Source organism: Streptomyces sp. NPDC057307, assembly GCF_042667665.1.
GTDB lineage: Bacteria > Actinomycetota > Actinomycetes > Streptomycetales > Streptomycetaceae > Streptomyces.
In genome coordinates this window covers 1-22497 of the sequence record NZ_JBHUZM010000127.1, presented here as the reverse complement: position 1 = coordinate 22497, position 22497 = coordinate 1, and the positions used below count along the sequence as shown (strand labels likewise).

Here is a 22497-nt window from a genome sequence, read left to right as displayed (position 1 = left end):
CCCGCGGGGGGGGGGGGGTTGGGGTGGGGGGGGGGGGCGGGGGGGGGGGGGGGCCCCGCCGCACTCCGCTGTCCTCGTCCCCACGGCCCGGTCTCAGCGCGAGTGCGCGACCCGGAACGTCATCCCGGCCGACCGCAACCGTCCCAGCAGCGCGTCCCCCATCGCGGCGGCGGTGGTGACCTGGCCCGCCGTGTCGGGAAGGTCGTCGAAGGCCAGACTCAGCACCGACTCGGCCAGCATCTTCGCCGACTCGTCGTACCCCGGGTCACCGCCCGCGACCTCGGTGAACACCCTGCGTCCACCGCCCTCGCCCACGAACCGCACCGTGAACCAACTGGTGCTCCTGCGCGCCTCGCCGGGCCCGGCACCGGGCTCGTAACGGTTCATCAGCGCCCGTCGGACCGCCGGAACCTGCGCCAGCGCGATGCCCGTCCCCGCCGCCACCGTGCCGCCCAGGGCGACCGGCAGCGACTTGACGGCGGCGAAGTGCCGGTAGCGGAAGTCGGGGCCGTACCGGGGCAGCGCCGCCGCCGAGCGCGCCACCACGTGTGCGTCGAGCGTGGGCAGCGGCAGCGCCCAGACGCCGGTCTCCTTGCTGAAGTGCGGCGCGCCCGGCGACGTGACGGCCCGCCGCCCGACCAGCCGGGGCTCGTGCAGCCGCCGCTGCTTCGCGGCCTCCATGGTCTGCCGGCCGCGGCTCAGCGCGTTCAGGGCCGTGGCGAGCGTCCCGCCGGAGAAGAACGCGTTGGTGCGGACGAATCCGTCGATGCGCAGCGGCACGTCCACGGGCAGCTGCCGGACCGTGAAGTACGCGCCCAGATCGTGCGGTACGGAGTCGAACCCGCATGCGTGCACCAGCCGCGCCCCGGTCTGCCGCGCCCGGTCCTCGTACGCCACGTACATCCGGTCGACGAATTCCTGCTCGCCGGTGATATCCGCGTAGTCGGTGCCGGCCTCCGCGCAGGCGGCTACGAGGTTCTCCCCGTGCCAGAGGTACGGGCCGACCGTCGTGGCGAGCACCTTGGTGGACTCGGCGAGCGCGCGCAGCGACGCCGGGTCGGCGGAGTCGGCCACCAGCAGGGGGAGGTCCGCGCAGAGCGGGGAGAGCTTGGCCAGCCGGGTCCGCAGCTTCTCCAGCTTCGCCCGGTCGCGGCCGGCTATCGCCCAGCGGCAGCCCTCGGGCACGCTCAGGGCGAGATATTCGGCCGTGAGCGTTCCGACGAAGCCGGTCGCCCCGAAGAGCACCACGTCGTACGGGCGTTCCGCCCCGTTCTGCCTGTTCATCGTGTCTCCGCCGTTCGAGCCGCGCCGCACATGGGTGCCATCGGGTGCCGTTGCGTGCCGTTGCGTGCCATTGCCGGGGGCCGAGGCTAGCGCCTGAGTGGCCGGAACGGGGCAGTGGGTGACCAGCATCGGACGCCACGGGCGGAAGTCTGCGACCATCGGGTAGGAACAAGCGCTTGCTTGCCCGGCGGCCCCGGCGGGGCTTGTGCGCGGTGGTGGGCGTTCCTAACATCATTGCTGTTACATCGTTGGTGTCACACCGCTGGGGGCTCACCATGACAACAACCGCGAACGGCCCGAGCACCGGAGCCGGGGCCACGAACGGCCCGCTCGCCGGGGTGCGCGTGGTCGAGCTGGCCGGCATCGGGCCCGGCCCCTTCGCCGCCATGCAGCTGGCCGACCTCGGCGCCGACGTCGTACGTGTGGACCGGCCGGGCGGCGCCGGGCTCGGGATCGACCCGGCGTACGACCTCATGAACCGCAACAAGCGCTCCGTATTCGTCGACCTCAAGTCCGACGACGGCCCCGCCCAGGTCCTCGACCTGGTCGAGCGCGCCGACATCCTCATCGAGGGCTACCGCCCCGGCGTCGCCGAACGCCTCGGCATCGGCCCCGAGGACTGTCTCGCCCGCAACCCCCGCCTCGTGTACGGCCGGATGACCGGCTGGGGCCAGGACGGTCCGCTCGCCCAGCGCGCCGGGCACGACATCGACTACATCGCCGTCGCGGGCACCCTCTCCATGTTCGGCGAGGCCGACCGGCCGCCCACCGTCCCCGCCAATCTCGTCGGCGACTACGCGGGCGGCTCGCTCTACCTCGTCATCGGGATCCTCGCCGCCCTGCGGCACGCCCGCACACCCGGCGGCACGGGGCAGGTCGTGGACGCCGCGATCGTCGACGGCGCCGCCCATCTGACCACGATGATCCACGCGATGACGGCAGCCGGCGGCTGGCAGGACCGGCGCGGGGCGAACCTGCTGGACGGCGGAGCGCCCTTCTACGGCAACTACGAGACGGCCGACGGCGAGTACATGGCCGTCGGCGCGCTGGAGCAGCGGTTCTACAACGAGTTCATCGACCTGCTCGGCATCAAGGACGACGTCCCCGCCCGGAAGGACTTCGGCCGCTGGGACGAGCTGAAGTCCGCGGTCACCGCCCGTTTCAAGGAGAAGACCCGCGCCGAGTGGACGGCCGTCTTCGAGGAGTCCGACGCCTGTGTGGCACCCGTGCTGTCGCTGCGCGAGGCCCCCGCCCATCCGCACCTCGTGGCCCGCGGCACCTTCACCGACCACGCGGGCATCACCCAGCCGGCGCCCGCTCCGCGCTTCTCGGCCACGCCCACCTCCGTACGGAGCGCGCCCGCGCTGCCGGGGGCGGACACCGAGCGGATCGCCGACGACTGGGACGTACCGAGCATCCGAAGCACCGGCACGAGCACGAGCACCAGCCCCGCCACCCCCAACGACTCCTGAGAGGCCGCCGTCTTGAGTACCGAAGCGTATGTGTACGACGCGATCCGCACCCCGCGCGGTCGCGGCAAGGCCAACGGTGCCCTGCACGGCACCAAGCCGATCGACCTCGTCGTCGGCCTCATCCACGAGATCCGCGACCGGTTCCCCGACCTGGACCCGGCGGCGATCGACGACGTCGTCCTCGGCGTCGTCAGCCCCCTCGGCGACCAGGGCTCCGACATCGCGCGCACCGCCGCCGTCGCCGCCGGACTGCCCGACACCGTCGCGGGCGTTCAGGAGAACCGCTTCTGCGCCTCCGGCCTCGAAGCCGTCAACCTGGCCGCAGCCAAGGTCCGTTCGGGCTGGGAGGACCTGATCCTGGCCGGTGGCGTCGAGTCGATGTCCCGCGTGCCGATGGGCTCCGACGGCGGCGCCTGGGCGATGGACCCCATGACCAACCTCCGTACGGGCTTCGCCCCGCAGGGCATCGGCGCCGACCTGATCGCCACCATCGGCGGCTTCACCCGGCGCGATGTCGACGAGTTCGCCGCGCTGTCGCAGGAGCGCGCGGCGGCGGCCTGGAAGGACGGCCGGTTCGCCCGCTCCGTCGTCCCCGTCCGCGACGTCAACGGCCTCACCGTCCTCGACCACGACGAGCATCTGCGGCCCGGCACCACGGCCGACACGCTCGCCTCGCTCAAGCCGTCGTTCGCCCAGATCGGAGACCTCGGCGGATTCGACGCCGTGGCGCTGCAGAAGTACCACTGGGTCGAGAAGATCGACCACGTGCACCACGCGGGCAACTCCTCCGGCATCGTGGACGGCGCGTCCCTCGTCGCGATCGGCTCCAAGGAGACCGGCGAGCGCTACGGCATGAGGCCGCGCGCCCGTATCGTCTCGGCCGCCGTGTCCGGCTCCGAGCCCACGATCATGCTGACCGGACCCGCCCCCGCCAGCCGCAAGGCACTCGCCAAGGCCGGACTGACCATCGACGACATCGACCTCGTGGAGATCAACGAGGCGTTCGCCGCCGTCGTCCTGCGCTACGTCGCCGAGATGGGGCTCTCGCTGGACCAGGTCAACGTCAACGGCGGCGCCATCGCGCTCGGCCACCCGCTCGGCGCCACCGGCGCGATGATCCTCGGCACCCTCGTGGACGAACTGGAGCGCCAGGACAAGCGGTACGGCCTCGCCACGCTCTGCGTCGGCGGCGGCATGGGAGTCGCCACCATCGTCGAACGCGTCTGACCGCCCCGTCCGCCAAGCATCTCTTCTCTACGGAGCAGCAGCATGAGCGAGTCCACCACCATCCGCTGGGAGCAGGACGGGACGGGCGTCGTCACCCTCGTCCTCGACGACCCCGACCAGTCGGCCAACACCATGAACCAGGGGTTCCGCACCTCGGTCGCCGCGATCGCGGCACGCGCGGAGGCCGAGAAGGACAGCATCCGCGGCATCATCGTCACCTCCGCGAAGAAGACGTTCTTCGCCGGCGGCGACCTCAAGGACATGATCAAGCTAGGTCCCGACGACGCCCAGCAGGCGTACGACGCCGGCCTGGCCGTCAAGCGCGCCCTGCGCACCATCGAGACCCTCGGCAAGCCCGTCGTCGCCGCCATCAACGGCGCGGCCCTGGGCGGCGGTTACGAGATCGCGCTCGCCTGCCACCACCGCGTCGCGCTCGACGCGCCCGGCTCCAAGATCGGCCTGCCCGAGGTCACCCTCGGCCTGCTGCCCGCGGGCGGCGGCGTCACCCGTACCGTACGGCTCCTCGGTATCTCCGACGCGCTGCTCAAGGTGCTGCTCCAGGGCACCCAGTACTCGCCGCGCCGCGCCCTGGACAACGGCCTCGTGCATGAAGTCGCCGCCACCACCGAGGAGATGCTGGACCGGGCACGCGCGTTCATCGACGCGCACCCCGAGTCGTGGCAGCCGTGGGACGTCAAGGGCTACAAGATCCCCGGCGGTACGCCCTCCAACCCGCGCTTCGCCGCCAACCTCCCGGCCTTCCCCGCCAACCTCATGAAGCAGACCGGCGGCGCGCCCTACCCCGCGCCCCGCAACATCCTGGCCGCCGCCGTCGAGGGCTCACAGGTCGACTTCGAGACCGCGCAGACCATCGAGGCGAGGTACTTCACCGAACTGGTCACCGGGCAGACCGCCAAGAACATGATCCAGGCGTTCTTCTTCGACCTCCAGGCGGTCAACTCGGGCGCCAGCCGCCCCCAGGACGTCGGCAGGCGCCCGGTGCGCAAGGTCGCCGTCCTCGGCGCCGGGATGATGGGCGCGGGCATCGCCTACTCGTGCGCCCGCGCCGGTATCGACGTCGTCCTCAAGGACGTCACGACGGAGGCGGCGGCCAAGGGCAAGGCGTACTCCGAGAAGCTGCTGGCCAAGGCGGTCGCCCGGGGCCGTACGACCGAGGCCGACCGGGACGCGGTTCTGGCGCGGATCACCCCGACCGGCGAGGTCGCGGACCTCGCGGGCTGCGACGCGGTGATCGAGGCGGTCTTCGAGGACACGGCGCTCAAGCACAAGGTGTTCCAGGAGATCCAGGACGTGGTCGAGCCGGACGCGCTCCTGTGCTCCAACACCTCGACGCTGCCGATCACCGCCCTCGCCGAAGGCGTCACCCGGCCCGCCGACTTCATCGGCCTGCACTTCTTCTCACCCGTCGACAAGATGCCGCTCGTGGAGATCATCAAGGGCGGGAAGACCGGCGACGAAGCACTCGCGCGCGCCTTCGACCTCGTACGGCAGATCAAGAAGACACCGATCGTCGTCAACGACTCCCGTGGCTTCTTCACCTCGCGCGTCATCGGCCGGTTCATCAACGAGGGCGTCGCGATGGTCGCCGAGGGCGTCGAGCCCGCCTCCGTCGAACAGGCGGCGGCCCAGGCCGGCTACCCCGCCAAGGTCCTCTCCCTGATGGACGAGCTGACCCTCACGCTGCCGCGCAAGATCCGGAACGAGACGCGGCGCGCGGTCGAGGAGGCGGGCGGCACCTGGACCCCGCACCCGGCGGACGCGGTCATCGACCGCATGGTGGACGACTTCGGCCGCCCGGGGCGCGCCGGCGGCGCCGGCTTCTACGACTACGCCGAGGACGGCAGCCGTACCGGCCTCTGGCCGGGCCTGCGCGAGTACTTCACCAAGCCGGACGCGGACGTGCCGTTCACCGACCTGAAGGAGCGCATGCTCTTCTCGGAGGCGCTGGACTCCGTGCGCTGCCTGGACGAGAACGTCCTGACGACGGTCGCCGACGCCAACATCGGCTCCATCATGGGCATCGGCTTCCCGGCCTGGACGGGCGGGGTGCTCCAGTACATCAACGGGTACGAGGGCGGCCTGCCCGGCTTCGTCGCGCGGGCGCGTGAGCTGGCCGGGACGTACGGGGAGCGGTTCGCACCGCCCGCGTCGCTGGTGGCGAAGGCCGAGCGCGGCGAGACGTTCCACGACGGGTAGGGCGTGTCCCGCGGCCGGACATCGGCCGGGTTACGCGGCTCGTGAGCCGCGCTTGTCCTCAATCGCCGGACGGGCTCAATTGAGCCCGTCCGTGAACGCGGCCCGCAGCTCCTCCTTCAGCGAGCGCTGGAACGCCGTCACCAGCGCCTGCACGACCATCGGCTGCATATGGGCCGACAGCGACCTCATCGCCGCCACCCGCTCCGGGTCCGGCTCGCTCCCCTCGTACGGTTTCCACACCTCGTCCCGGAAGAGGCGGGAGAGCGCGTGCGCGGCGGAGCGGGTGTGCTCCAGCAGGACCGTACGGGCGGCGAGGATCGTCTCGTGCGCGATCGGCACGTCCAGCAGCTCGACGCCGAGGCGCAGCAGCCCCGGATCGAGCCGGTAGTGGCCGGGGGCGTCGGCACGGGCCAGGACACCCATGGCCGCCAGCCGGTCGACGTCCTCCTCGGAGAGGGCCCGCCCCGCGCGCCGCTCCAGCTCGGCCCGCGTCGCGTCCTCCGCCGAGTCCGGCGCCCAGGTCGCCACCAGCGCCCGGTGGATCGCCAGGTCGTGCGCGCTCAGGTCCGGCGGCAGCTGCTCCAGATAGCGCTCGATCGCCGCGAGGGTCATGCCCTGGTGCTGAAGCTCCTCGATGAGCGCGAGGCGCGAGAGGTGGTCGTGACCGTAGTGGCCGACCCGGCGCGGGCCGATCACCGGGGGCGGCAGCAGACCGCGGGTGCTGTAGAAGCGGATGGTGCGCACGGTGACACCGGCACGGGCTGCCAGCTCGTCGACGGTGAGCGTCGGCTCCTGGGGCGCCCCGGATGCGGTCTCCATGCCGACAGTATTGCTGTCTCACCAGTACTGCGAAAGACAGAGACGGTGGTCGGCCGCTTGCGGGGTCAGTCCCAGACCAGGTTGAGGGAGCGTTCGAAGTTGACGTATCCGGCACGGGCGAAGGACTTCGCCATGGGGACGTTGCCGAGGTCCGTCGACGCCCTGATCCGGTCGACGCCTTCGGCGGCCAGGACGCGGGTGCCCTCGGCGAGAATCTCGTCGATGTAGCCGTGGCCGCGGTGTGCGGGCAGGACACCGAGGTACGCGATGATCGGGTGGTAGCTGTTGCGGGCCGGGACCACGAAGCCCACCGGACCGCCACCGTCGGGGAGTTCGGCGATGCGCCACCACTCGTGCGGGCTCTTGAACCCGGCGAACTCGCCGTCGTAGTGCCGTTCCGCCGCCTCGCGCGGGCTCAGTCCGGAGGCCAGGTCCGCCTGGCCGTGGGCGTCGAGGGTGCCCTCCATGACCGGGGTCATCAGGGCGAGGAGGTCCGCACGGTCGGCCACCGGGCGGAAGACAAGACGCCCCTTGGACTCCGGGAGCGGGGACGACGGGGTCCACTGCAGCCGCAGCCGTTCGACCAGCAGCCGTGCGCCCGTGCTCTCCAGCACGCGCGTGCGCGATTCGACCACCTCGCGAGCCGCCGGGTCCTCGTGCCAGTCGGGCGGGACGAAGCGGCCGTACTCCGGCAGCTTGCCGCCCGCCGGGAAGACGGCGGCTGTCGCCGTCCTGAACAGCCGCAGGCCGATCTCGTCGCGGTCGGCCCGCGGCAGCGTGTCGTCGACGTCGAAGAAGTCGAACTGCAACGGGACGTCACCGCCCGGCGTCGTCCACCAGGCGAGCCGGGCGAGGAGACGGTCACCGTCGAGGGCCACCCAGGTCCACTCGGGGCGGCGGCAGCCGCCGGCGAAGTCGTCGGCCAGTTCGTGGTCGAGGACGTAGGAGAGCCGGCAGAAGAGAGCGATCTCCTCGGGGCCGGTCAGAGGTCGGTAGCTCACCGATGTCGGCGTCACGTCAACTCCTGTGCGGGGATACGGCTGTGAAGGGATACGGCTGTGAGGGGGGTGCGGCTGTGAGGGGGCACGGCTGTGCAGGGGTACGGCGTCCGGGACCCGGGATGCCGTACGGGTCAGGCGCACCCGGTGTCCGGGCGGTGGGCGTCGAGCGTCGCGTCCCGCTCAGGCCGATTCGGGGGCCGGTCGGATTCGGGCCAGCGCGCCTGTCTCCAGGGCCGTCCACAGGGCACCGTCCGGGCCCACCGTGATCCCGTGCGGCTCGGAGGCCGGGGTGGGCAGGTCGTGGAGGGTGACCGTGCCGTCGGAGGTGATGGAACCGACGCGGTTGCCGCCCCACTCGGTGAACCACGCCGTGCCGTCGGCGTCGGTGGTGACGGCGTGCGGCCGGGCCGAGCGGTCGGGCAACGGGTACTCGGTGATCCGGCCGTCGGGCGCTCTCCGACCGATCTGACCTGCCGCGATCTCGGTGAACCAGACGCTCCCGTCCGGCCCCGCGGCGATTCCCACCGGCGCCGCCGCCCCGGTGGGCAGCTCGTGGACCGTGATGCGGCCGTCCATGCCGATGCGGCCGATGGCGTTGGCCTGGTTCATCGTGAACCACATCGCGTCCCCGGCCGCGCAGATCGCGGAGGGGAACGCGCCGGTGCGCGGCAGCGGATACTCCGTGACCGTTCCGTCGGTGGTGATGCGGCCGACACGGTCGGCGGCGGTCTCGGTGAACCACAGCGCGCCGTCCGGCCCCGCCGCGACACCGAAGGGACCGCACTCCGCGGTCGGCGTCGCGAACTCCGTGACCGTTCCGTCGGTGGTGATCCGGCCGATCCGGTGCGCCCGGTACTCGGTGAACCACAGTGCGCCGTCCGGCCCGTCACAGATGACCGTCGGACCGCTGTCCGGCGCGAGCTGCCAACTGGTCGGCTCCTGCCCCGGGACGAGCCGGCCGATCCTGCCGCTGTGCACCATGGTGAACCACAGCGCGCCGTCCGGGCCGGTGGTGATCGCGTACGGGCCGCTGTCGCGACCGGACACCGTGTACTCCTCGACGGTCTCGGTCGTCACTGCCGCCCCGGACCTCGGGTCGGGTGTCCGGGCGGCGCTCGGGTCAGATGTCACGCGGGAGTCTCTCCGTGGGAGTTCGTGTTCGGCGGGCGGAGCCAGGAGCGGCGGGGCCCCATGGTCATGGGGTACGCGCCTTCCGGCCCGATACCAGCATGCCTACCGGGCGGCCCGGGAACAACGGCCGATCTTGTAATGGTCGTTGACCCAGAGGTCACGAACCCGGGGGCCCGCACGGAAGGGGGACAGGACGGAGCTGCGGGACATGGAGATCCTTCTGACGCTCGCGGAGGAGCTCCACTCCGGCCGCAGCGCCGAACGCCTGCGTCTCTCCCCGGCCCTCCATGTGCGGATGACCCCCGTCGGCGAGGTGCCGCTGCGGCGGCTGAAGCCGGCGTACGAGGGCATCCAGGAAGCCATGGCGGAGGTGACCACCCTCGCCCGCCGGTCGGCCGGCACGCTGACGCCGGGGGGCATGGACGCACAGACGCACGACCTGACCCCGGTCCTGCCCCGCTTCCGGGCCGGGCACCCGTCCGCCGAACTCCGTTTCCAGGAAGTGTTCTTCAGCGATCCGTTCGGCGCCCTGCGGGCGGGTGAGGTCGACGCGGTGACCACCTGGTATCCGGCGCACGGACCGCGCGCCCCCACTGCCGCGCGCGCTCGCCGAGGCGGCGACGCACGGCGAGGCCGCGCCGGGAAGCTAGGGGCCCGGACGGTAGGGACGGGAGCTGCCTCGCGTACTAGGGCGCGTCCGGAAGGTCCCGCGCCGAGGCGATGACCGGGTAGTGGTCGGAGAGATTGGTGTACGTGTACTCCGTGCCCCAACTCGACACCGTCCAGGGCGCGCTCTCCTCCTTCACCACCTCGTTCGTCCAGCCGTCGGGCTTCGCGTGGCCCGTGCGGTGCAGGACATGGTCAAGGTCTTCACGCGGGTCGTCGGGGTAGCGCTCGGCCGCGATCGAGTTGTCCGCCGTGTCGAAGGAGTACGGGTGCCCGGTCCGCGCGTCCGCCCCGGCCAGGCCGCCGTCGGCGAGCATCGACGCGTACTCCGGGCTGTGCGAGTCGACGTTGAAGTCCCCGGCGACCAGCACCTGTTCGGACGCCGGGAGGTTCTTGGCGTCCAGGAAGGCGTCGATCGCCCTGAACTGGCTGCTCCGCACCCGCTCCGCCTCGCCCGCCGCGCAGCCCGGATCGGTCGACTGCGTATGCGTGCCGACCAGATGGACCTTGCTGCCGTTGACGTCCAACTCCGTATAGACGAAGCCCTTGTTGGAGAACCAATCGCTGCCGCAGGCGTCCTGGAAGACGTACTGCTCCTTGCGGACGATCGGCCACTTGCTGAGGACGGCGACGCCGCCGTCCTCCGGGGTGAGGGCGGAGTACGACCCGCCCGTCGCGTCCCAGCCGCTCTTGCTCCGGCCCAACACCGGTGTCTGGTACGGATACCGGTCGGCCGAGTTCCGCTGGAGCGCGTCGGACGAGGAGTTGTCGAAGGCTTCCTGCACGACGACCACGTCGTTGCCGCCGTAGAAGGGGGCGGCCGGGATCGCCGCCGCCCGATGGTCCTGGCCCCAGTTCGGATAGAGCGTCTTGCTGAAGAGGAACGTGTTGTACGTCAGCACCTTCAACGCCGGTGTCGCGGCGGCCCGTTGGGGCGCCGGGGCGGCGGGCGACGCCACGGCGCCGGGTGCGGTCGCGGTCAGCGTCGCGAGGGCGAGCGCGCCGGAGAGCGCGACGGCGGGGACACGGCGGAGCACGGGGTGCGGCACAGGGACTCCCGGTTCGGTGGGGGCGGAGCGGCGCCGTTCATCAAACCAGCCGTAGTTACTTCCCGGTAGCCATCGGGAGAAGTCAATGCGCACACCACACGGCCGGTGGCCGCGCACCGGCGCGACAGAACCCGATCGTGCCCCCGGCACCCGTGGGGTACTGTGACCCCCGACCGAAGCAGAGCCCGTACCGAGGAGGTGGGACCCATTACCGCAGTGTCAGGCCGGGTGCTCCCCTCTCACGGCCGCGCGGTCCGACCGACAGGCTGAGACCGCCGGAGCGCCCGTAGGCGCCCCGAAAGGTTTCCATGTCGGCAACACTCTCCTCCCCGTACTCCTCCGCACTGCCCTCCCTCCCCACCGTCGTCACCAGGCTGCGCGCCGCCGGCTGTGTCTTCGCCGAGGACGAGGCGCGGCTCCTGGTCTCCGCGGCCCGCACCCCCGCCGACCTCGCCGACATGGTGAGCCGCCGCGCCGCCGGACTGCCCCTGGAGCACGTCATCGGCTGGGCCGAGTTCTACGGCCTGCGGATCGCCGTCGACGCCGGGGTCTTCGTCCCCCGCCGCCGGACCGAATTCCTCGTACGACAGGCGGCGGCCCTGGCCCACCAGACCCCCGCAGGAAGGCCCGCCGTCGTGGTCGATCTGTGCTGCGGCTCCGGCGCGCTGGGCGCCGCGCTACTCGCGACGGCGCACGATCCCGTCGAGCTGTACGCCTCCGACATCGACCCGGCGGCCGTCGTCTGCGCCCGCCGAAACATCGGCGCCGGCGGCACGGTCCTCGAAGGCGACCTCTTCGACGCCCTGCCGGACGGCCTTCGGAGCCGTATCGACATCCTGCTCGCCAACGTGCCCTACGTGCCGAGCGAGGAGGTCGGACTGCTGCCGCCGGAAGCGCGCGAACACGAGCCGCTGGTGGCACTCGACGGCGGGGCCGACGGACTCGACGTCCTGCGGCGCGTGACGGCCGAGGCGTCCCGGTGGCTGGCGCCCGGCGGGCACCTGCTGTTCGAGACCAGCGAACGCCAGGTGCCGGGCGCCGTCGGCACGGTCCGGGGCGACGGGCTCGCCCCACGGGTCGTGACCTCCGAGGAGTGGGACGCCACCGTGGTCGTCGCTCAGCTCAGGGGCGCCACGCTCGGACCCGTGGCGCTCGCCCCGGACCCGCGCGGCCACTGACTCCGTACGTACCGGCGGTGCACTGCCCTTCCCGGGCGCCGCCCCGCCGGTACGCGGTGGCGGCCATCGCCGTCGATCCGTCAAGACTCGAACGCATGACGACGCCGACCGACACACAACTGCCTTCTCTGTCAGCTCTATTGACACTTAGGTTTCAGAAGTTTTACGTTCCTTTGCATCTGAGAGCGCTCTCGGACCCACTTTCCCCCCATGACTTCGAGGTGCCGTCACATGCCCACCTCCCTCTCCAGACGACCTGCCTCGGTGCTGGTTCTGGTCACCGCCATGGCCGCAGTAGGGCTCGGGCCCGCCGCCGGCCCCGCCGCGGCCGCCAACATCCCCGTCGGCTCGGGCAGTTACTCCGACACCCGTCCCGCCGGGACGTCGGGCCCGACCAACAACGTCGGCGCCCCGGTCACGCCCAAGCTGACCGAGGCGGCCAAGGACCGGCCGGTGCCCACCAACGACTGGTGGACCTCGCTCGCCTATCAGCGGTACGGCGACAACCCGTACTCCACCCCGATGTACGGCCACCCCCTCACCTACCAGGCCACCGCCGGCGGACTTGAGGTCGGCTACCCCACGACCGCCGCCATCGTGGGTGACGGACGGCAGTACGAGTACGCGCACAAGGCCGATCTCACCCTGGGCCTCACCGGCCTCAACTCCCCGGACACCAAGGCCGACGACTGGTCCGACTGGACCGTCACGCCCTACTGGTCCGACGGCACCCGCACGCTGCGGACCACCATCGGTCACGGCATGCCCTACGTGTACGCGAAGGGCTCCGGCGGCGACGCCAGCATCACCGCCGCCGCCGCGCCGACCGTCTTCTCCGACGACGGCAACGTCCTCGGCATCACCGTCGCCGGACACCACTACGCGCTCTTCGCGCCGACCGGCAGCGACTGGTCGGTCTCGGGCTCCACCATCACGGCCGGACTCGGCGACAAGGACTACTTCTCGCTCGCGCTCCTGCCCTCCGAGGACGCGCTGGCGACGTACGCCAAGTACGCCTACAGCTTCGTCACCGGCTCCACGACGAGCTGGAGCGCGGACGGCGGCGACGTCAAGGCGACGTACAGCCTCACCACCGAGCCGCAGGAAGGCACCGAGAAGGGCACCCTCCAGGCCCTCTACCGGCACCAGTGGCTCAACACGACCGACGAACTCACCCCGTACACCTACGTGTCACCGCGCGGCACGATGAAGGTGCGGGAGTCCACGTCCTTCACCACCAGCCAGAAGGGCTCCGGGGTGCTGCCCGCGCTGCCGGAGTCGAGCGGGGTCGACGCGGCCACGCTCAAGGCGCAGTTGGACGATGTGGTGAACGCGGGCGACCCGTTCTCCGGCGCCACCGACACCTACTGGACGGGCAAGGCGCTCGGCCGGCTCGCCCAACTCGCCCCGATCGCCGACCAGATCGGCGAGACCGCGACACGCGACAAGATCGTGGGCCTGCTGAAGGGCCGTCTTGAGGAGTGGTTCACGGCGGGCGGCGCCAGTGAGTTCAGCTACGACAACGACTGGAAGACGCTGACCGGTTACCCGGCGTCGTACGGCAGCGACACCGAACTCAACGACCATCACTTCCACTACAGCTACTACGTGTACGCGGCGGCGATCGTCGCCCAGTACGACCAGGCGTGGGCGGCCGAGTCCGCCTGGGGCGGCATGGTCGAGACGCTGATCCGCGACGCGGCCAACCCGAGCCGTACGGACAGCGACTTCCCGTTCCTGCGCGGCTTCGACGTGTACGCGGGCCACAGCTGGGCCTCCGGACACCAGGGCTTCGCCGCGGGCAACAACCAGGAGTCGTCGTCGGAGTCCATCAACCTCAGCGCGGGACTCGTCCTCTGGGGTTCGGCGACCGGCGACGACGAGCTGCGTGACCTGGGTTCGTATCTGCTGGCCACCGAGTCCGAGGCGATCGGCCAGTACTGGTTCGACGCCGACCAGGAGGTCTTCCCCGCCGACTTCGCCCGCGGCACGGTCGGCATGGTGTGGGGCAGCGGCGGCGCGTACTCCACCTGGTGGACCGCCAACCCCGAGGAGATCCACGGCATCAACGTCCTCCCCGTGACCGGGGGTTCACTCCACCTGGGCCGTGAGAAGGAGGCCATCGGCCGCAACATCGCCGAGATGGAGGAGCAGAACGGCGGGCCCGCCGTCGAATGGCGCGACATCCTCTGGGAGTTCGAGGCGATCTCCGACCCGGCGGGGGCGAAGGCCAAGTGGGACGCGGGCCAGGCGGCCCTGTCCCCGGAGGCGGGCGAGTCCAAGGCCCATGTCAACCACTGGATCGGCACCCTCGACGCGGTCGGCGCACCCGACCCGACGGTGACCGGGTCGATCCCGACCTCGGCCGTCTTCACGAAGGGCGGCGTGAGCACGTACGCGGCGCACAACTTCGCCTCGACGGAGCAGACGGTCACGTTCTCGGACGGCAAGACGCTGACGGTGCCCGCACGTTCCGCGGCGAGCACCACGGGCTGATCCCCGAACCATCCTCCACCCCCCACACGCGGCGGGTCTCCGGCCTCAGGCCGAGGCCCGCCGCACCAGCGTGGTCGGCGTGATCACGGACGCCGGTGCCCGCGCCTCCGCGCTGTCCTTGTCGAGACCCCGCAGCAGCAGCCGCGCCATCAGCCGGCCCTGCCCCTCCACGTCCTGACGGATCGTGGTCAGCGGCGGGTCGGTGTCCTCGGCGACGGACACCATGTCGTCGAAGCCGACCAGCGCCACCTCGTCGGGCACCGCGACGCCGCGCTCGCGCAGCACCCGCAGCGCACCGGACGCCATCAGGTCGTTGGCCGCGAACACCGCGTCCAGGTCGGGGCGCCGGTCCAGCAGCTCCTTCATCGCCCGCGCGCCGCTCTCCACGGTGAACTCGCCCTCGGTGACGAGGGTCGGGTCGGCGTCGAGCAGCACGTCACGGTAGCCGTCGAGCCGGTCCGTCGACGAGGTCTGGTCGGGCGGGCCCGCGATGTGCGCGATGCGCTCGCGCCCGAGATCGCGCAGATACTGCACCGCCGCCCGCGCGCCGCCGCGATTGTCCGCGTCCACGTACGGCACGCCCTGATCGCTCGGCGCGGACGTCCAGCTCGGCCGGCCGCCGTACACCGTCGGTGTCCCCGACCTGCGGATGATCGCCGGCAGCGGGTCGTCGATGTGCAGCGAGAACGCGAGGGCGCCGTCGACATGGCCGCCCGCCAGATACCGGGCGATCCGCCCGAAGTCGCCGGGGCCTTCGAGCAGGAGCAGCACCAACTGCGTGTCGTGGGCGGTGAGTTCCTTGCTGATGCCGCGTATCTGCTGCGAGAAGAACGGGTCCGAGAAGATACGGATCTCCGGCTCGGCGATGATCACGGCGACCGCGCCCGTACGCCGGGTGACCAGCGTGCGCGCCGCGTGGTTCGGCACGTACCCCAGTTCCTCCACGGCCCTGAGCACCTTGTCGACCAGCGGCTGCCGCACCCCGGCACCGCCGTTGACCACCCGGGACGCGGTGGCGCGGGAGACCCCGGCGCGGGCCGCGACGGCTTCCAGCGTGGGCCGGGACCCAGGTGACTGATCGGGCAAGGCGGGCGCTCCTCGTCGGTACGGGTGCCCGTACGGGCTGCCGGGACCGGTACAGGGTATCCGCTGCCCCCGCCACCGAGAGAGCGCTCCCAAGCGCCGGGCCGTGTCCGCGAAGACCCGCCTCAGCAGGGACGGCGCGCATCTCCCGACATACGGCTGATCGCGGACAACCCTCTGTCGCACCGTTGTTCACCGGAGTACGTTTCCGCCCCATGGAATTCCGTTCACTGGGCATGTGTCCCTCGGACCACCCACCGAGCATCGGAGACCGCACCTGATGACGTCCCGGATTCGCACGCTCGTCCTGTCGGTGGCGGCAGCCGCCCTCGTCGTCCCCCTCACCGCACTTCCCTCGTCGGCCACTTCCGCCGCCCCGGCCGACACCCCGCCGCGCACCGGCTTCGAAGAGAGCGACGGCGCCGGGTGGACCACCCTGGAGCGGGAGCAGGAATTCCTCGCCGCCGTCGACCGCGGCGGCGACCGCGTCGCCGTCAGCACCATCGGCACCACCAAGCAGGGCCGCCCGCTCAACCTCGTCGAGCTGGGCAACAAGCGGTCGGTGACCAGCCTCCTGCTGATCTGCAGCCAGCACGGCGACGAGCCCTCGGGCCGTGAGGCCTGCCTCACCACCGTCCGCGACCTGGCCTATCCCAAGGACCGCGCGACGAAGCGCTTCCTGGACCGTACGAGTGTGCTGGTCGTCCCGACCGCCAACCCCGACGGCCGGGCCGCCGACACGCGCGGCAACTCCGACGGCGTCGACATCAACCGCGACCACATCGCGCTCAAGACGGCCGAGGGCCGCACCATGGCCGCGCTCACCCGCGACCGGGAGCCCGACGTCATCTACGACCTGCACGAGTACGGCGCCACGCCGCCGTACTACGACAAGGATCTCTTCGACCTCTGGCCGCGCAACCTCAACACCTCCTCCCGCGTGCACAAGGAGGCGCAGACCCTGTCGGAGGCGTACGTACGCCCGGCCGCCCGCGCCGGCGACCACTCCATCGGCACGTACGGTATCTGGACCGACCCCGTCACCGGCGACCCGATCAAGCAGACCGCGGGCGACGGCCAGGAGCGCATCCTGCGCAACGCCTCCGGGGTCAAGCACTCCGTCGGCCTGCTCATCGAGAGCCGCGTCGACCCGAAGTCCGAGGCCGAGGAGAACGACCCCGCGCTGAACCACCGGCGCCGGGTCGACAGCCAACTCGACTCCCTGAAGGGCCTGTTCGGCTACGCCGACGAGCGCCGCGTCCAGCTCTCCACCGCCACCGCCCTCTCCCGCGCCGCCGGACTGCTCGACCGCGGCACGGTCTACCTCGGCGGCGGCGACAACGAGCCCGCGACCCCCGAGGACACCGTCGAGAACCCGCCCTGCGGCTACCGGCTCGACGCCGCCCAGTACACGGATATCAAGGACGAACTGGCGTTGCACGGGGTGAAGGCCCTGCCCGCGCGCGGTGACGGAGCCTTCGTGCCGCTGCGTCAGTCCCAGCGCAAGCTGGTGCCGCTCCTGCTCGACGGCCGCGCCACCTACCACCTCACCGTTGGACAACCAGTGGAGACTTGTTGATAGAAAGAGACCCACGTCACATGTGCTAAGGCGTAACGGAGCGCCGACGCATGCTCCGTGAAACCCCGAAAGGTGTTGCTCGTGCCGCAGGACGCTCAGAAACCGGGAGCCGAAGGAGGCCCGCCGTCGGTCACGACGGACGGGCCCGGTCATCCCCAGGACTCCCAACGCCCCCAGACCGACCGGGTGGTGTTCGGCGTCACGGCCGTCCTCACGCTCGCCTTCGTGGTCTGGGGGACGGCCGCCACCGACTCCTTGGAGGACGCGTCCAGCTCCATGCTCTCCGGCCTGATCCACAACGGTGGCTGGGCCTTCGTCCTGGTGGCCTCGGGCTTCGTGGTCTTCGCCCTCTGGCTGGCCATCAGCCGCTACGGCAAGATCACACTCGGTGAAGAGGGTGAGAAGCCCGAGTTCAGGACCATCTCCTGGGTCGCCATGATGTTCAGCGCCGGCATGGGCATCGGCCTGATGTTCTTCGGCGTGAACGAACCGCTCACCTTCTTCACCGACCCGCCCCCCGGCACCGACCCCGTCGACGCGGCGGCGGCCACCGAGACCGCCATGGCGACCACGCTGTTCCACTGGACCCTGCACCCCTGGGCCATCTACGCCGTGGTCGGGCTCGCCATCGCGTACAGCACCTTCCGGCGCAAGCGGCGCCAGACGATCAGCGCGGTCTTCGTGCCGCTCATCGGCGAGAAGTACGCGTACGGCGCGCCCGGCCGCGTCATCGACATCCTCGCGATCTTCGCGACGCTCTTCGGCTCGGCCGCCTCGCTGGGCCTGGGCGCCCTCCAGATCGGCAGCGGGTTCACCGAGCTGAACTGGCGGGACAACGTCAGCACCGCGCTGCTCGTCGTCATCATCGCCGTCCTGACCCTGGCGTTCGTGGCCTCGGCGGTCTCCGGTGTGGAGAAGGGCATCCAGTGGCTCTCCAACACCAACATGGTGCTGGCGCTGTTCCTCGCCCTGTTCGTCTTCATCCTCGGCCCGACCGTCTTCATCCTCGACCTGCTGCCCACCTCGATCGCGGCCTACTTCGGCGACCTCGCCGAGCTGGCGGGCCGCACCGAGGCCAGCAGCGGCCGGGGTGTCGCCGAATGGCTCGGCAGCTGGACGGTCTTCTACTGGGCGTGGTGGATCTCCTGGACGCCCTTCGTCGGTATGTTCATCGCCCGGATCAGCCGAGGCCGGACGATCCGTCAGTTCGTGGGCGGCGTCATCCTCGTACCGAGCACCGTGAGCCTGATCTGGTTCGCCATCTTCGGCGGATCGGCCATCAGGCTCCAGGAGCGCAAGGGCGAACTCGCCAAGGAGGCGACGCCCGAGGGCCAGCTGTTCCAACTGCTCCAGGACTTCCCGATCGCCACCATCACCAGCGTGCTGGTGATGATCCTCGTCGGCATCTTCTTCGTCTCCGGCGCCGACGCCGCGTCCATCGTGATGGGCACCCTCTCCCAGAAGGGCCACTTCGAGCCCAGCAAGTACGTGATCGTCTTCTGGGGTGTGGTGACCGGTGCCGTCGCCGCGGTGATGCTGCTCGTCGGCGACGGCGAGGACGACGCGCTGAAGGGGCTGCAGAACATGACGATCCTGGTGGCCGCGCCCTTCGCGCTCGTCATGATCGGCATGTGTGTGGCCCTCATGCGCGACCTGCGCCGCGACCCGCTGATCCTCCGTGGGGAGCGGGGCGTCGAGGTCGTCGAGTCGGCGGTCATCGCCGGACACGACCAGTACGACGGCGACTTCGAGATCCGGATCGGCCCGACACCGGACGGGCCCACCGGCGGCACCCCGGAGAAGTCGGCGCCACGCTGAGCCGGCTGTTCTGCCGTACGGAGGCCGCCCGGCGGGTTCATCCCGCCAGCCGGGCGGCCTCCTCGGCGCAGCCCCAGGCCACGGTGACGCCCGCGCCACCGTGGCCGTAGTTGTGCACCAGCCGCGCCCCGCCCGGCAGTCGGACGGCCTCGATCCGTACGGCCGGCCGCGCGGGACGCAGCCCCACCCGGTGCCCCAGCACCCGCGCGCCCCGCACCTGTGGACGCAGCGCCGCGCAGCGCTCGACGATGTCGGCGGCGATCGCCGGGTCGGGGCGCGGGTCCGAGGCGTACTCCTCGGCGGTCCCGCCGAGGAGCAGGCCGAACGGCTGGGGGAAGAGGTACGACGGCTCGGCCGCGTCCTCGCCCTTGGACACCAGCCACTCCTCGATCCCCGGATTCTCCACGATCACGAGCTGCCCGCGCACCGGGTACACCGACGCGTCCGGCACCAGCTCACGGGCGCCGAGCCCCGAGCAGTTGACCACGACGGCCGCCTGGGCCGCGGCCTCCTCGAAGCCGACGACCGTACGCCGCTCCACGCTGCCGCCGGCCGCGCGCAACCGCTCCTCCAGATACCGCAGATGCGTCGGCATGTCGATCAGCGGCAGCCGGCCGTGCAACCCCTGACCGCACCCGGCGGGCAGCTCGTCGGCACGTGCCTCCCGCAGCTCGGGCAGCTCCCGCGCCCAACTTCCCAGCCCCGCGAGCGGGGTGTCGGTCATCAGGCCCGCCACCACGCGTACGCCGGTCGCCCCCGGATCCCGGGCCAGCGCCACGTACTCGCGCAACGACCGCAGGGACCACGGGCCGACCCGCTCGGCGGGCTCGATCCGGTACGGCCAGAACAGCGCGCCCGCCACCGCCGACGTGGTGTCCGCGGCGGGGTCCCGCGACCACACACGCACCCGACGCCCCTCTCGCCCCTGCTCGGCGAGTACGACGGCGGTCGTCAGCCCGACGACCCCGCCACCGATCACGATCACGGTCTCAGTCATGCCGGGACGGTAGCCGAGGCGGAATTCGCTGGACACCCCGCGCCCGACGAGCCAAGCTCGTCTCCTCCACCGCCTGACCGACGATGGCCCCGGCGAGCCGCGAATCGCCGTACGACATGCATCCCGAGTCCCGGAGGCCGACGGCCTCGCGCCGATGACGGCGATCCGCACCCGTACCCCCGGCGAACTGCGCCGCAGCCGCCGCCCGCGCCCCCACTCCTGCTGGGACCACCTCTACGCGGCGCCGCTGTGGCCCCTGCACGGCGCCAACCTCGGCACCCTCGCCCGCACCTGCGACGCGGTCGGCGCGTGCCTCGCGCTCCCGCGCTTCCCCTGGGTCCCGGAGGCGCTCGCCCGCGGCAACACCCTGCGCAGACCCGTCTGCGTCCACTGGACGGGCGATCCGCTCGGCTGGCTGGCCCGACAGCGGGAGCGCGGCGCGCGCGTCGTCGGGGTGGAACTCGCCGACGAGGCGGTACGCCTCGCGGACCTGCCCGCCGCCCGGCAGCCCACCGTGATGGTCCTCGGCCACGAACAGCACGGCATCCCGCCCGAGGCCCTGGACCTGTTGGACACCTGCGTGGAGATCCCCATGGTCGGCACCGGCGCCAGCCTCAACGTCGCCGTGGCCGGCAGCCTGGCCCTCTACAGACTGGCGGGCCTGCTCTGACCACGAGCCTCCGCCCTCCGCCCCCTAGAATCGACGGTCTGATGACTGCCACTCTCGTCGCCAAGAATCTCGCCGCCGGACACGGCGACCGCTCACTCTTCGCGGAGCTCGACCTCGTCGTCGCCCCCGGCGACGTGATCGGTCTCGTCGGGGTCAACGGAGCCGGGAAGTCGACCCTGCTCCGGCTGCTCGCCGGGCTCGACACACCCGAGGACGGGGCGCTGAGCCTGTCCCCGCCCAGCGCCACCGTGGGCCATCTCCCGCAGGAGCCCGAGCGCCACCCCGGCGAATCCGTAAGGGACTTCCTCGCCCGGCGCACGGGCGTCATCGACGCCCAGGCCACGCTCGACGCGGCCACCCAGGCCCTGGTCGACGGCGCGCCCGGCGCGGACGACGCGTACGCCGTCGGCCTGGAGCGCTGGCTCGGGCTCGGCGGCGCCGACCTCGACGAACGCGCCGAGGAAGTGGCCGCGTCCCTGGGCCTGACGGTCGGCCTCGATCAGCCGATGACCGCGCTCTCCGGCGGCGAGGCGGCCCGCGCCGGTCTCGCGTCCCTGCTGCTGTCCCGCTACGACGTCTTCCTCCTGGACGAGCCGACGAACGACCTCGACCTCGACGGACTCGAACGCCTCGAATCCTTCGTGAGCGGCCTCCGCGCCGGTACGGTCCTCGTCAGCCACGACCGTGAGTTCCTCACCCGTACCGTCACCAAGGTCCTCGAACTCGACCTGGCCCAGCAGCAGGTCAACCTCTTCGGCGGCGGCTACGCGGCATACCTCGAAGAACGCGAGCGGGCCCGGCAGCACGCCCGCGAGGAGTACGACGAGTACGCCGACAAGCGCTCATCGCTCCAGGGGAGGGCCCACATGCAGCGCTCCTGGATGGAGAAGGGCGTCAAGAACGCGCGCCGCAAGGCCACGGACAATGACAAGATGGCCCGTAAGCTGCGCTCCGAGTCCACCGAGAAGCAGGCCGCGAAGGCCCGCCAGACCCAGCGTCTGATCGAACGCCTGGACGCCGAGGCCGTCGACGAGCCCCGCAAGGAGTGGGAACTCCAGATGGAGATCGCCTCGGCCCCGCGCTCCGGTTCGGTCGTCGCGACGCTGAACGGCGCCGAAGTCCGGCGCGGCGACTTCCACTTCGGACCCGCGTCGCTCCAGATCGACTGGGCGGACCGGGTCGCCATCACCGGCGCGAACGGCGCGGGCAAGTCCACCCTCCTGGCGCTCCTCCTCGGCCGGCTGTCACCCGACGCGGGCGCGGCCTCGCTGGGCTCGGGCGTGGTGGTCGGCGAGGTCGACCAGGCCCGCGCGCTCTTCTACGGCACGGAGACGCTGCTCGACGCCTTCTGCGCGGCCGTCCCGGACACGGAACCGGCCGAAGTCCGCACGCTACTGGCCAAGTTCGGCCTCAAGGCGGCCCACGTACTGCGCCCGGCGACCACGCTCTCCCCAGGTGAACGCACCCGCGCGGCGCTGGCGCTGCTCCAGGGCCGGGGAGTGAACCTGCTGGTCCTGGACGAGCCGACGAACCATCTCGACCTGGCGGCGATCGAGCAACTGGAGTCGGCGCTCGACAGCTACGAGGGCACACTGCTGCTGGTCACGCACGACCGCCGCATGCTGGAGTCCGTCCGCACGAGCCGCCGCGTCGAGATCGCGGCGGGCAAGGTGACGGAGGTCTGACACCGCCGCCGGGCGCGCCGCCTGCGGTCCCGCTGAAGCGGGACCGCAGGAGACCGGCCGCGCTCAGCCCCCCAGCCCCGCCCTCCGCAGCGCGTCGGCCATCGCGCTGTTCGCCGGTGCAGGCT

At 71.6% G+C, this 22497-nt stretch carries 16 protein-coding genes and 1 pseudogene; 10 read left to right on the top strand and 7 right to left on the bottom strand.

What is annotated here, in order from left to right; translation table 11 throughout:
- Nucleotides 1-93: 93 nt before the first annotated feature.
- On the bottom strand, nucleotides 94-1284 hold the full coding sequence (locus ACFUN8_RS30195) for a saccharopine dehydrogenase family protein (protein WP_383644422.1): 1191 nt from the start codon (nucleotides 1282-1284) through the stop codon (nucleotides 94-96).
- 275 nt (nucleotides 1285-1559) lie between these two features.
- Between ACFUN8_RS30195 and ACFUN8_RS30190 the strand changes: the two genes are divergently transcribed.
- The 3 genes from ACFUN8_RS30190 to ACFUN8_RS30180 are packed head-to-tail and all read left to right on the top strand — an operon-like array spanning nucleotide 1560 to nucleotide 6200.
- Entirely contained in the window at nucleotides 1560-2756 is a 1197-nt protein-coding gene (locus tag ACFUN8_RS30190; RefSeq protein WP_383644419.1) for a CaiB/BaiF CoA transferase family protein, read from the top strand.
- Nucleotides 2757-2768: 12 nt separating this feature from the next.
- Nucleotides 2769-3983 carry an acetyl-CoA C-acetyltransferase gene (locus ACFUN8_RS30185; RefSeq protein WP_383644416.1) on the top strand — a complete coding sequence of 405 codons (1215 nt, stop codon included), beginning with the start codon at nucleotides 2769-2771 and terminating at the stop codon, nucleotides 3981-3983.
- A 42-nt stretch (nucleotides 3984-4025) separates the two neighbouring features.
- Nucleotides 4026-6200 (top strand): 3-hydroxyacyl-CoA dehydrogenase NAD-binding domain-containing protein, encoded by a 2175-nt coding sequence (locus tag ACFUN8_RS30180; protein ID WP_383644413.1) that lies wholly within the window; start codon nucleotides 4026-4028, stop codon nucleotides 6198-6200.
- Nucleotides 6201-6275: 75 nt separating this feature from the next.
- Here ACFUN8_RS30180 and ACFUN8_RS30175 read toward each other — a convergent pair whose 3' ends face one another.
- The 3 genes from ACFUN8_RS30175 to ACFUN8_RS30165 form a co-directional block, all read right to left on the bottom strand.
- Nucleotides 6276-7019, bottom strand: a complete 744-nt coding sequence (locus ACFUN8_RS30175) for a MerR family transcriptional regulator (protein WP_383644410.1) — start codon at nucleotides 7017-7019, stop codon at nucleotides 6276-6278.
- A gap of 65 nt (nucleotides 7020-7084) precedes the next feature.
- Nucleotides 7085-8020 carry a GNAT family N-acetyltransferase gene (locus ACFUN8_RS30170; RefSeq protein WP_383644430.1) on the bottom strand — a complete coding sequence of 312 codons (936 nt, stop codon included), beginning with the start codon at nucleotides 8018-8020 and terminating at the stop codon, nucleotides 7085-7087.
- A gap of 180 nt (nucleotides 8021-8200) precedes the next feature.
- Nucleotides 8201-9097 (bottom strand): virginiamycin B lyase, encoded by an 897-nt coding sequence (locus tag ACFUN8_RS30165; RefSeq protein WP_383644427.1) that lies wholly within the window; start codon nucleotides 9095-9097, stop codon nucleotides 8201-8203.
- Nucleotides 9098-9359: 262 nt separating this feature from the next.
- Here ACFUN8_RS30165 and ACFUN8_RS30160 point away from each other — a divergent pair, with 262 nt between their 5' ends.
- Nucleotides 9360-9875 (top strand): hypothetical protein, encoded by a 516-nt coding sequence (locus tag ACFUN8_RS30160; protein WP_383644407.1) that lies wholly within the window; start codon nucleotides 9360-9362, stop codon nucleotides 9873-9875.
- Here the strand turns inward: ACFUN8_RS30160 and sph are convergent.
- The gene (gene sph, locus ACFUN8_RS30155) at nucleotides 9838-10866 is read right to left on the bottom strand and encodes a sphingomyelin phosphodiesterase (protein WP_383644404.1); all 1029 of its coding nucleotides are present in this window, start codon (nucleotides 10864-10866) and stop codon (nucleotides 9838-9840) included. The genes ACFUN8_RS30160 and sph overlap by 38 nt on opposite strands.
- Nucleotides 10867-11174: 308 nt before the next feature.
- On the opposite strand from sph, the gene ACFUN8_RS30150 reads away from it, so the two are divergent.
- Together ACFUN8_RS30150 and ACFUN8_RS30145 are read left to right on the top strand one after the other, a co-directional pair.
- Entirely contained in the window at nucleotides 11175-12044 is an 870-nt protein-coding gene (locus ACFUN8_RS30150) for a putative protein N(5)-glutamine methyltransferase (RefSeq protein ID WP_383644401.1), read from the top strand.
- A 231-nt stretch (nucleotides 12045-12275) separates the two neighbouring features.
- Nucleotides 12276-14537: pseudogene (locus ACFUN8_RS30145) on the top strand (glycosyl hydrolase); the annotation flags it as partial.
- A gap of 48 nt (nucleotides 14538-14585) precedes the next feature.
- Here the strand turns inward: ACFUN8_RS30145 and ACFUN8_RS30140 are convergent.
- Complete coding sequence (locus tag ACFUN8_RS30140) at nucleotides 14586-15626, bottom strand: LacI family DNA-binding transcriptional regulator (RefSeq protein ID WP_383644398.1); 1041 nt, start codon at nucleotides 15624-15626, stop codon at nucleotides 14586-14588.
- A gap of 277 nt (nucleotides 15627-15903) precedes the next feature.
- On the opposite strand from ACFUN8_RS30140, the gene ACFUN8_RS30135 reads away from it, so the two are divergent.
- Together ACFUN8_RS30135 and ACFUN8_RS30130 are read left to right on the top strand one after the other, a co-directional pair.
- The gene (locus ACFUN8_RS30135) at nucleotides 15904-17202 is read left to right on the top strand and encodes a M14 family metallocarboxypeptidase (RefSeq protein ID WP_383644396.1); all 1299 of its coding nucleotides are present in this window, start codon (nucleotides 15904-15906) and stop codon (nucleotides 17200-17202) included.
- 72 nt (nucleotides 17203-17274) lie between these two features.
- Nucleotides 17275-19020, top strand: a complete 1746-nt coding sequence (locus ACFUN8_RS30130; protein WP_383644424.1) for a BCCT family transporter — start codon at nucleotides 17275-17277, stop codon at nucleotides 19018-19020.
- 37 nt (nucleotides 19021-19057) lie between these two features.
- On the opposite strand, the gene ACFUN8_RS30125 is transcribed toward ACFUN8_RS30130, so the two are convergent.
- Nucleotides 19058-20017 (bottom strand): FAD-dependent oxidoreductase, encoded by a 960-nt coding sequence (locus ACFUN8_RS30125; RefSeq protein WP_383644393.1) that lies wholly within the window; start codon nucleotides 20015-20017, stop codon nucleotides 19058-19060.
- A gap of 154 nt (nucleotides 20018-20171) precedes the next feature.
- On the opposite strand from ACFUN8_RS30125, the gene ACFUN8_RS30120 reads away from it, so the two are divergent.
- A complete protein-coding gene (locus ACFUN8_RS30120; RefSeq protein ID WP_383644390.1) occupies nucleotides 20172-20687 on the top strand; it encodes a TrmH family RNA methyltransferase in 516 nt (171 codons plus the stop codon).
- Nucleotides 20688-20728: 41 nt separating this feature from the next.
- The gene (locus ACFUN8_RS30115; RefSeq protein WP_383644387.1) at nucleotides 20729-22372 is read left to right on the top strand and encodes an ABC-F family ATP-binding cassette domain-containing protein; all 1644 of its coding nucleotides are present in this window, start codon (nucleotides 20729-20731) and stop codon (nucleotides 22370-22372) included.
- Nucleotides 22373-22497: the final 125 nt, after the last annotated feature.

Bases quoted from the DNA above. Each gene is read 5' to 3' on its own strand.
- ACFUN8_RS30125 (WP_383644393.1), bottom strand. From the start codon at position 20,017: ATGACTGAGACCGTGATCGTGATCGGTGGCGGGGTCGTCGGGCTGACG.
- ACFUN8_RS30195 (WP_383644422.1), bottom strand. From the start codon at position 1,284: ATGAACAGGCAGAACGGGGCGGAACGCCCGTACGACGTGGTGCTCTTC.
- ACFUN8_RS30115 (WP_383644387.1), top strand. From the start codon at position 20,729: ATGACTGCCACTCTCGTCGCCAAGAATCTCGCCGCCGGACACGGCGAC.
- ACFUN8_RS30180 (WP_383644413.1), top strand. From the start codon at position 4,026: ATGAGCGAGTCCACCACCATCCGCTGGGAGCAGGACGGGACGGGCGTC.
- ACFUN8_RS30120 (WP_383644390.1), top strand. From the start codon at position 20,172: ATGACGGCGATCCGCACCCGTACCCCCGGCGAACTGCGCCGCAGCCGC.
- ACFUN8_RS30175 (WP_383644410.1), bottom strand. From the start codon at position 7,019: ATGGAGACCGCATCCGGGGCGCCCCAGGAGCCGACGCTCACCGTCGAC.
- ACFUN8_RS30150 (WP_383644401.1), top strand. From the start codon at position 11,175: ATGTCGGCAACACTCTCCTCCCCGTACTCCTCCGCACTGCCCTCCCTC.
- ACFUN8_RS30160 (WP_383644407.1), top strand. From the start codon at position 9,360: ATGGAGATCCTTCTGACGCTCGCGGAGGAGCTCCACTCCGGCCGCAGC.
- ACFUN8_RS30190 (WP_383644419.1), top strand. From the start codon at position 1,560: ATGACAACAACCGCGAACGGCCCGAGCACCGGAGCCGGGGCCACGAAC.
- ACFUN8_RS30135 (WP_383644396.1), top strand. From the start codon at position 15,904: ATGACGTCCCGGATTCGCACGCTCGTCCTGTCGGTGGCGGCAGCCGCC.